Raw genomic sequence first — 8,545 nt, forward strand, 5'->3', positions numbered from 1 at the left:
CAGTTTTGTTTGTACCCCAGTTTGCGATAGCCGCTTCACTTATGGAAGCGGCTTTTTCTTGTACCTTACCGTATGAACAAAAGGTTATCCCTGCCTTTAGTAACATTGACATTACATAGTATGGTTAACTTCAGTACTCCTCAATAACCTTTTAAATGGATGACACTATGCTACCAAGAACTTTTGTGATAGGTGATATCCACGGAGGACTGCTGGCATTAAAGCAGTTATTGCACAAGGTGGGTATTCAGCCTTCAGACACCCTTATTTTTATCGGAGATTATGTAGACGGATGGTCGCAGTCCGCCGGCGTTATCAGCTACCTGCTGCAGCTGCGCTCCAGTTGCCATTGCATCTTTCTGCGGGGCAACCACGACGCCTACTGCGAACAGTGGCTGGAAACGGGCATCCCGGAAGCCAACTGGCTGAAAAACGGCGGTGGTACTACCATTAACAGCTATCAGCAGGTACCGGAAGATATCCGGCACTTACACCGGCAGTTTTTCAGGGAGTTGTTAAATTTTTATGTGGATAATGAAAACCGGCTGTTCGTCCATGCCGGGTTCATTTCAAAATCCGGCGTAAGGCATGAGCCGGATTACAAAAATTTCTACTGGGATAGAACGTTGTGGCAGCAAACGCTGCAGCACAAGGCCGCTAAAGGGGAACAGGGCCCGGCCAGACTGGGGTTGTACAAGTCGGTATATATCGGGCATACCCCCACGCTCAACAGCGGTTCCACCGTGCCGGTACAGGCGTATAACCTCTGGAATGTGGATACCGGCGCCGGCTATACGGGGCCATTGTCCGCGCTGGAAATCCACACCGAAGCGGTTTACCAGAGTGATATAGTAAGATGGTTTTATCCGAATGAGACGGGCAGGAATGGCGGCGCGCAGGCGGCGCCGATTATCCACCAGCTGTTTAAACGGTTGCCGCAGTGAGGGTGGATGGTGTGCCGGGGTTGCCACATGCAGATCGGGTGTAACAACCTGAAGGGAAGCTGTAATGCCTTATGCGGAACGGGGGTGTAATACCCTGAACGGCGCCTGTAATGCCTTATGCAGAATGCGGGTGCAACACCCTGAACGGCGCCTGTAATGCCTTATGCGGAACGCGGGTGCAACACCCTTACCGTAACCAGCAACTGACCCAAATGACGCATCGTATGTTCCGCCGCATGAAATAATAAACCCTGCACGGTGGAGGGTAACTGCTTCCTGCCCACGCCCCTGAAATCCGTCAGGGTCGCCGGATCTGTAGCTTTTAACTGTTGCAGCGCCGCATCCGTTTGCTGGTTGAACCGCTCCACCAGTTCCCGGACGGTGGAAGAGGGCAGCTCTTCCTGCTTCAGGTACGCCATTTGTTCATCAGTTAGCAGGTGGCCGCTAGCATAGGTAAAAAGCCGGTCCAATACCCCTGTTAAATGCTTCAGGTGAAAACCCGGCGCAGCGTTGCCGGCGGGCTTTTCCCACAATAAGGCGTCCGGAAACCCTTCCATCAGCTGGTTAATTTCTTCCCGGGCCTGCAGGAGCGCATGCGCCACCGGTTGCAATAATGCCGGCACCCCGTCCACCGGCCCTCTCATCCAGTATTCTATAGCCATAATCCAGAAGTTGCTGAAATTATATAAATCATTCTACAAATTATGTAAACAAGGCGGATTTACCTCACCCTATCTTTGAGGTACATTATGAAACGCAGTACTACCATAAAAGCCTTTTCACTGTTGCTGATCTTCAGCCTGCACCTGCTTACAGGTTTTGCCTGCTCCGCCATTATGATGACGCAGCAAAGCAAGCATGCCAGTCATCAGCAGCATTGCTGCTCCGGCGATATGGTGAAATTCACCCTGCTGGATAAAGCCGTTAACGCCTCCCTGGATGTGGCGGCCGCCCCGGCCTTTGTGCAGCCTGCGGTAGGAAGCGCTTATAACAGTAATACGGCAGTAGTAACGCCTGCTGCCTCACAACGATATTTAACCAGCCATTACAGAACCCTTCCCGTCAGGGATATCAGAATAGCAATACAGAGTTTTTTGATTTGATTGCATGCCCGCTTCCCCAAGGAAGCCTGCCGGTACTGACGGGAAGGAAAAGATAAGTCCTTCCTGCCAGCCTGGTAGCCACTTCCGCTATCCTGTAATACTTCATTTCAATAAATCATATCAAACTCAAAATTACGCTATCATGAAAAAGATATTTCTCGCAATGGCCGTGCTGTTCCAACTGGGCAGCGCCTACGCTCAAAACAAATCCGGACTGCTCACCCAATATTACGCCGTGAAAGATGCGCTCGTTAAAGGTAACAGCGCTACTGCCAGCGCCGCCGCTACCGCCTTTGTAAAGGCTGCCGGCGAAGCCGCGGGCGACAAAGCCATCGAAGCCGCAAAAGCCAAACTGGTAGCGGACGCAGAACAAATTGCAGCCACCCGGGACCTGGCCAAACAAAGGGAACAATTCAAGCAGCTCTCCGCCGATATGTATGCGCTGGCAAAAAGCACCAAACTCTCCGACGAACCGGTGTATCAACAGTACTGCCCGATGAAAAAAGCAGGCTGGCTCTCCGGCAGCAAGGACATCAAAAATCCTTACTACGGCAACCAAATGCTGACCTGCGGTAAAGTAGCAGATACCATCGAGTAACATCCACCGAAAACAATTAGCGCCCGGCAATAGTTATATCCCTGACAAGCGGATATAACTAACCGGACGCTCCTACCCTTTGATTTATTTTTATGAAGCACTTCCTGATATTTTTCCTGCTGCTGGCCACAGGCAGCTTTACATATGCGCAAACGCCCAAAACCGTTCGGTACGACCTCTATATCGGCGATACCATGGTACACTACTCCGGGAAAATGGCGCACGCACTCGCCATCAACGGCACGATCCCCGGCCCGGTACTGGAATTCACCGAAGGCGATACCGCCCTCATATATGTCCATAATACCCTCAGGGGAGAAACCTCCATCCACTGGCACGGCGTAATCCTGCCGAATGAAGAAGACGGCGTGCCTTACCTGACCACACAGCCGATTAAAGGCGGTCAAACGCATGTATTCAAATTTCCAGTAGTGCAGCATGGCACCTACTGGTATCACAGCCATACCATGTTCCAGGAACAGAGCGGCCTGTATGGCTCCCTGATCTTTCATCCCAAAACTAAAAGCGATATTCCTGAGAAAGTATTGTTGCTGAGCGACTGGTCCGACATGCATCCGCACCAGATCAACCGCTACCTGCATAACGCGAACGACTGGTTCGCCATTAAAAAAGGTTCCACCCAGAGCTACGCGGAAGCCATTAAACAAAAACATTTCGGCACCAAGGTTACTAATGAATGGAAACGCATGATGGCCATGGACGTAAGCGATGTGTATTACGAAAAATTCCTGGCCAATGGCCGCCTGAGCGACAGTATGCCTGGTCTTAAAGGCGGCGATAAAGTGCGGCTCCGTATCATCAACGGCAGCTCTTCCACCTACTTCTGGATTAACTTCTCCGGAGGAAAACTAACCGTAGTAGCCAATGATGGCGCCGATGTAGTGCCGGTAGAAGTAGACCGCCTGCTGGTAGGCGTGTCCGAAACCTATGATGTGATCGTAACCATCCCTGACGATATGCGGTATCAACTCCTCGCCACCGCGGAAGACAGGACCGGCTCCACGAGCCTCTGGCTGGGTAAAGGCATGGACATGCCCATGCAGCCCCTGGGCAAACTCAAATATTTCGAGGGCATGAAAATGATGAACGACATGATGCTTATGAATGGCAACCTCGATACCAGCACGGGCATGCAAATGAGCAACCAGACGATGGACATGAATACCGTGATGTATCCGGAAATGACCGACGCGCCACAAAGCCATGCCGGCCACCATTCGGATCACATGAACATGCCTTCTCCCCAGGAAATAGTAACCCTCAACTACGGCATGCTCAAGGCCCCGGAAAAAACAACGCTCCCGAAAGACGCTCCGGTAAAAGAACTGAAGTTTGAACTGACCGGTAATATGAACCGCTACGTTTGGACGGTGAACAATAAAACGGTTTCTGAATCCGATAAAATCCTGATTCGCAAAGGAGAGGTAGTGCGCATGGTAATCTTCAACAACACCATGATGCGCCACCCCATGCACCTCCACGGGCACTTCTTCCGGGTGCTGAACGGCCAGGGCGATTACTCCCCCCTCAAAACCGTGCTGGACATCATGCCCATGGAAGTGGATACCATTGAGTTTGCAGCCACCGAAAGCGGCGACTGGTTCTTCCACTGCCATATCCTCTACCACATGATGAGCGGTATGGGCCGTGTGTTCAGCTATGCGGACGGCCCTCCCAACCCGCAGGTACCCGACCCCGCCTACGCCTGGAAGATGCTGAAGAAAGACGACCGCATGAAATACCTTCAGGCGCAGGTAGGCCTGGAAAGCAATGGCAGCGACGGCGAAATCCGCTTGTCCAACACGCGCTACCAGCTGAGCACCGAATGGCGTGTAGGCCTCAACGATAGACACGGATACGAGAGCGAGAGCCATTTTGGCCGGTATTTCGGGAAGATGCAATGGCTGTTTCCTTACGTGGGCTGGGATGTGCGCTACCGTAAAATGGACGAAGCGGAGAAGAACCTCTTCGGCCAGAAGAACACGAAAGACTTCCGCCAGGTATTCCATATCGGTTTGCAATATACCCTGCCGATGCTGATCGTGGCGGATGCCTCCCTGGATACGGATGGCCGCGTGAGGGTGCAGTTATCCCGCGAGGATGTGCCTGTCTCCCGCCGGTTACGCTTCAACTTCATGGTGAATACGGACTATGAGTATATGGCAGGCTTCCGGTATATCATCACGAAGAACTTTGCATTGAGTACGCATTATGATAGCGACATGGGATTTGGAGCCGGTATTACGTTGAGTTATTAAGGTTCCTGGAAAATAAAAAGAAGCTCCCTGCTCCGCCAGGTGTTCGGGCAGGTGCTGCAAGGCCCGCCTGCCGGGGTTTCATCGCCCCGGTAGACGGGCCGCTACTTATCCGGCCACATCGTATCTTTGCAGGATGGATTATTTCAAAAAGCTCCAGGAATTACTAAAAACAGAACGGGAAGAAGACCGCAAATCTTATCAGGCCCTGACGGAAAGCACGTCCGTACAGGACCGCAGGGCCGGCGGGCTGGCCTGGTACCCTATCGCTATCAGGGGTAGCGAAATGGGCCGCGGCGATTACCTGACCGTAGAAGTAGAACGCACCACCCATCATGATATTCCCCACCAGCTGAGAAGCGGCGTTTCCGCCGTGCTATTTTCCAACCACGACCGCACCCGCCACCAGGAGGAAGGGGTGATTTCGTGGGTGGGTGAAAACCGCCTGAAAATCACACTCCGCACGGACGAACTGCCCGACTGGGCGGACGACGGTAAGCTCGGCATCGACCTCCTCTTCGATGATAACAGCTACGATGAAATGCAGGCGGCCCTCAGGCAGGCCGGCGCCCTGGCGGAGGATAATAAGTCCGGCCGGCTCGTACGTGTACTCACCGGCCAGGCCGCGCCTAACTTCCGCACGGATGTAGCGCCGGTGCATATCCCCAGCCTCAACCATTCTCAAAACGAAGCGGTAAACAAGATCCTGCAGGCCTGCGATGTGGCCGTGGTGCATGGTCCGCCCGGTACCGGTAAAACCACCACGCTGGTGCAGGCCATCAAAGCGCTACTGCAGCAGGAAAAGCAGCAGATATTGGTAGTAGCGCCCAGTAATGCGGCGGTGGACCTGTTGAGTGAGAAGTTAGCCGAACAGGGCCTGAACGTATTGCGCGTGGGGAACCCTGCGCGCGTGTCCGACCGGCTGTTATCCCTCACCCTGGATCGCAAGATGCAGGGCCATAACAGCCTGAAGGAGGTGAGCCGCCTCCGCAAGCAGGCCAACGAATTCCGCAACATGGCCCACAAATACAAGCGCAACTTCGGCAAGGCGGAACGCGAGCAGCGCAAAGCCCTGTTCGATGAAGCGCGTAAGATCATCAAAGAAGTTGAAAATATCGAGCAATACGTGATTGAGGACGTGGTAGCCAAAGCGCAGGTGATCACGGCCACGCCGGTAGGCAGCAATCACTACACGGTCAAAAACCTGAAATACCGCACCGTCATCATAGACGAGGCAGGCCAGGCGCTGGAACCTGCCTGCTGGATACCGATCCTGAAAGGGGAAAAAGTCATTCTTGCCGGCGACCATTGTCAGCTCCCGCCCACCATCAAATCCAACGAGGCCGCAGCGGCCGGACTGGCCACCACCCTGCTGGAAAAAGTAGTGGCGTTGTACCCGGAAGCAGTCGTGCTGCTGGAAGAGCAGTACCGCATGCATGCCACCATTATGGGCTACTCCTCCAACGTGTTCTACAACGACCGGCTGCGGGCGCACGCCTCCGTGGCCGCCCACCTGCTGTACGACAACGATACGCCGCTGGCCTTCATCGATACGGCCGGCTGCGGTTTCGATGAGCAGTCGGACGGCACCAGCACCACCAATCCCGAAGAAGCGGCCTTCCTGTTCCGCCACCTGGAAATCATGGCCAACGCTTTAGCGCCTCATTACACGCCGGAAAACTTCCCGACGGTAGCCATCATATCTCCTTACAGGCAGCAGATTGAAGTCCTGAAAGAGCAATTGGCCCATTACCCGGCATTGCAGCCTTATAAGGATCGCATTTCCATTAATACAATAGACAGCTTCCAGGGCCAGGAGCGGGATATGGTGTACATCAGCATGACCCGCAGCAACACGGAAAATAAGATCGGCTTCCTTTCCGACATCCGCCGGATGAACGTGGCGATGACCCGCGCCCGCAAGAAACTGGTGATCATCGGGGACAGCGCCACCTTGTCGCAACTCCCTTTCTATGCTGATTTTATCCGCTATGCGGAGGAGCAAAACAGCTACCAGAGCGCCTGGGAGTATGCTGAGTAAGCTAACGTTTTCATTATCAGGAGAAAAAATTTAAAATAAATTTGGCAGAATGAAACTTCTGCGTATCTTTGCGGTCCTGAAACACAAAATCAGTGATGCCCAGATGGCGAAATTGGTAGACGCACTGTGTTCAGGTCGCAGCGCCGGCAACGGTGTGCTGGTTCGAATCCAGTTCTGGGCACGAAGAGCCTCTGTAAGTCATTGACTTACAGAGGCTTTTTCTTTTGTCAAATTCACTTTTTGCCGGTTTTTTCCGCATACTTCCGCTCTTTTCGGCTCACAGATGGCACACAGTTCGGCACACAAAAAATGAACATTTATGACCATCACTGTGACACCAAGACCCACGCGGAATGGGCAAAAAATTTATCACACATTAGAATGGGGAAAAGGTAAAGGGGAACGTCGCGCTACCGGAATATTCACTTACAGTAAACCCAGAGATCAGTTACAAAAAAATCACAACAAAGAGGCGTTGGCAATCCTTGAGACAAAAAAGGCCCAATTAATTCTTGAACACCAAAGTATCGGTACTGGATATATCCCGACACATAATTTCAAACCAAATTTTCTCAATTATTATGAGGAATATGTAAACAACAACAAAGAAACTGGAAACCGACACCTTCAAAACAGTTTTACACAATTTAAAAAATTCATCGAAGCACCTTTTCTGGCCCCCATATTAATTACAGAAAACCTCTGCGAGCGATTCCGAAAGTATTTGCTAGGGAAATATAATGGTGATACCCCTGCGAATTATTTTGCAAGATTTAAACGTGTTATTAAAGCTGCGACAAAGGAAGGGTACTTCCGAATAAATCCCGCTGAGGATATTGCCACAAAATCCAATCCTAGTATTCACCTAAAAGAAAATCTAGAAGCAGAAGAGTATATTCGGCTACTGAAAACCCCATGCTTGAATGCAGAAGTTAGATTAGCATTCATATTTTGCTGCTACACCGGCCTAAGGCATGTAGATGTGAAGAAATTAACGTGGGGACAAATTAAAGATGGAATTCTCGTAACCCGGATTATCCAGAAGAAAACCGGGAAACCAGTTGAAATTACGCTGCATCGGATTGCGTTATCAATCCTTGATGAAAAAATTAAAAGACTTGGAAAGTTAGACCCGAAAGAAAAAGTCTTCACTTTACCTACGCATGATGGTTGTAATAAGATTATACAGCAATGGATTAAGGATGCTGGAGTTGGAAAACATATTACCTGGCACTGCGCGAGGTTAAGCTTTTCTATATTGTTGCAAGATGCAAATGTAGATACAGCTACCGTTGCATTGCTTATGGGGCTTGCGACGACAAAGCATGTTCACGAAACATATAAAAGACACCGTCCTAAAGATCAGAGCAAACATATTGAAAAACTACCTGATTATATTCATCCTAATGAATAGAATGGATACGGGAGGTCAGTGTCGTTTAAGGCCACGACTCTCTAGTATTTATCTAGTCGGCTCGGCTCGTTTGAGTATAATTCCAGACACTATCTCATAAACTGTGTAAATGATAAAAATCGGGGATTGTCTCCGATTTTTTAACTTTAACGGATATACAGTTTTATGA

Annotated in this window: 7 protein-coding genes and 1 tRNA gene; 7 read left to right on the forward strand and 1 reads right to left on the reverse strand. The window is 51.0% G+C overall.

Translation table 11 applies throughout. The features are described 5' to 3' along the window. Positions 1-167 precede the first annotated feature (167 nt). Positions 168-944: a metallophosphoesterase family protein gene (locus tag BOC67_RS18425; RefSeq protein WP_291912219.1), complete on the forward strand. Its 777-nt coding sequence runs from the start codon at positions 168-170 to the stop codon at positions 942-944. Positions 945-1,105: 161 nt separating this feature from the next. On the opposite strand, the gene BOC67_RS18430 is transcribed toward BOC67_RS18425, so the two are convergent. Next, positions 1,106-1,606, reverse strand: coding sequence for a DinB family protein (locus BOC67_RS18430; RefSeq protein ID WP_291912221.1), 501 nt, complete (start codon positions 1,604-1,606; stop codon positions 1,106-1,108). 87 nt (positions 1,607-1,693) lie between these two features. Here BOC67_RS18430 and BOC67_RS18435 point away from each other — a divergent pair, with 87 nt between their 5' ends. The 6 genes from BOC67_RS18435 to BOC67_RS18460 all read left to right on the forward strand — a co-directional run bounded on the left by BOC67_RS18435 (position 1,694) and on the right by BOC67_RS18460 (position 8,376). After that, positions 1,694-2,047 (forward strand): hypothetical protein, encoded by a 354-nt coding sequence (locus BOC67_RS18435; protein ID WP_291912224.1) that lies wholly within the window; start codon positions 1,694-1,696, stop codon positions 2,045-2,047. A 142-nt stretch (positions 2,048-2,189) separates the two neighbouring features. Continuing rightward, positions 2,190-2,645, forward strand: coding sequence for a DUF3347 domain-containing protein (locus BOC67_RS18440; protein WP_291912226.1), 456 nt, complete (start codon positions 2,190-2,192; stop codon positions 2,643-2,645). 92 nt (positions 2,646-2,737) lie between these two features. Further along, the gene (locus tag BOC67_RS18445) at positions 2,738-4,924 is read left to right on the forward strand and encodes a multicopper oxidase domain-containing protein (protein ID WP_291912228.1); all 2,187 of its coding nucleotides are present in this window, start codon (positions 2,738-2,740) and stop codon (positions 4,922-4,924) included. Positions 4,925-5,057: 133 nt separating this feature from the next. After that, positions 5,058-6,962 (forward strand): AAA domain-containing protein, encoded by a 1,905-nt coding sequence (locus tag BOC67_RS18450; protein ID WP_291912230.1) that lies wholly within the window; start codon positions 5,058-5,060, stop codon positions 6,960-6,962. Between the two features lie 97 nt (positions 6,963-7,059). After that, a tRNA-Leu gene (locus tag BOC67_RS18455) sits at positions 7,060-7,143 on the forward strand. Positions 7,144-7,281: 138 nt separating this feature from the next. After that, complete coding sequence (locus tag BOC67_RS18460) at positions 7,282-8,376, forward strand: site-specific integrase (RefSeq protein ID WP_291912233.1); 1,095 nt, start codon at positions 7,282-7,284, stop codon at positions 8,374-8,376. Positions 8,377-8,545 lie beyond the last annotated feature (169 nt).

This window comes from Chitinophaga sp. CB10, from assembly GCA_001870995.2.
GTDB lineage: Bacteria > Bacteroidota > Bacteroidia > Chitinophagales > Chitinophagaceae > Chitinophaga.

What these genes read in the sequence shown, in the direction of transcription:
- BOC67_RS18425 (WP_291912219.1), top strand. Translation starts at nt 168, where the DNA reads ATGCTACCAAGAACTTTTGTGATAGGTGATATCCACGGAGGACTGCTG.
- BOC67_RS18435 (WP_291912224.1), top strand. Translation starts at nt 1,694, where the DNA reads ATGAAACGCAGTACTACCATAAAAGCCTTTTCACTGTTGCTGATCTTC.
- BOC67_RS18445 (WP_291912228.1), top strand. Translation starts at nt 2,738, where the DNA reads ATGAAGCACTTCCTGATATTTTTCCTGCTGCTGGCCACAGGCAGCTTT.
- BOC67_RS18460 (WP_291912233.1), top strand. Translation starts at nt 7,282, where the DNA reads ATGACCATCACTGTGACACCAAGACCCACGCGGAATGGGCAAAAAATT.
- BOC67_RS18450 (WP_291912230.1), top strand. Translation starts at nt 5,058, where the DNA reads ATGGATTATTTCAAAAAGCTCCAGGAATTACTAAAAACAGAACGGGAA.
- BOC67_RS18440 (WP_291912226.1), top strand. Translation starts at nt 2,190, where the DNA reads ATGAAAAAGATATTTCTCGCAATGGCCGTGCTGTTCCAACTGGGCAGC.
- BOC67_RS18430 (WP_291912221.1), bottom strand. Translation starts at nt 1,606, where the DNA reads ATGGCTATAGAATACTGGATGAGAGGGCCGGTGGACGGGGTGCCGGCA.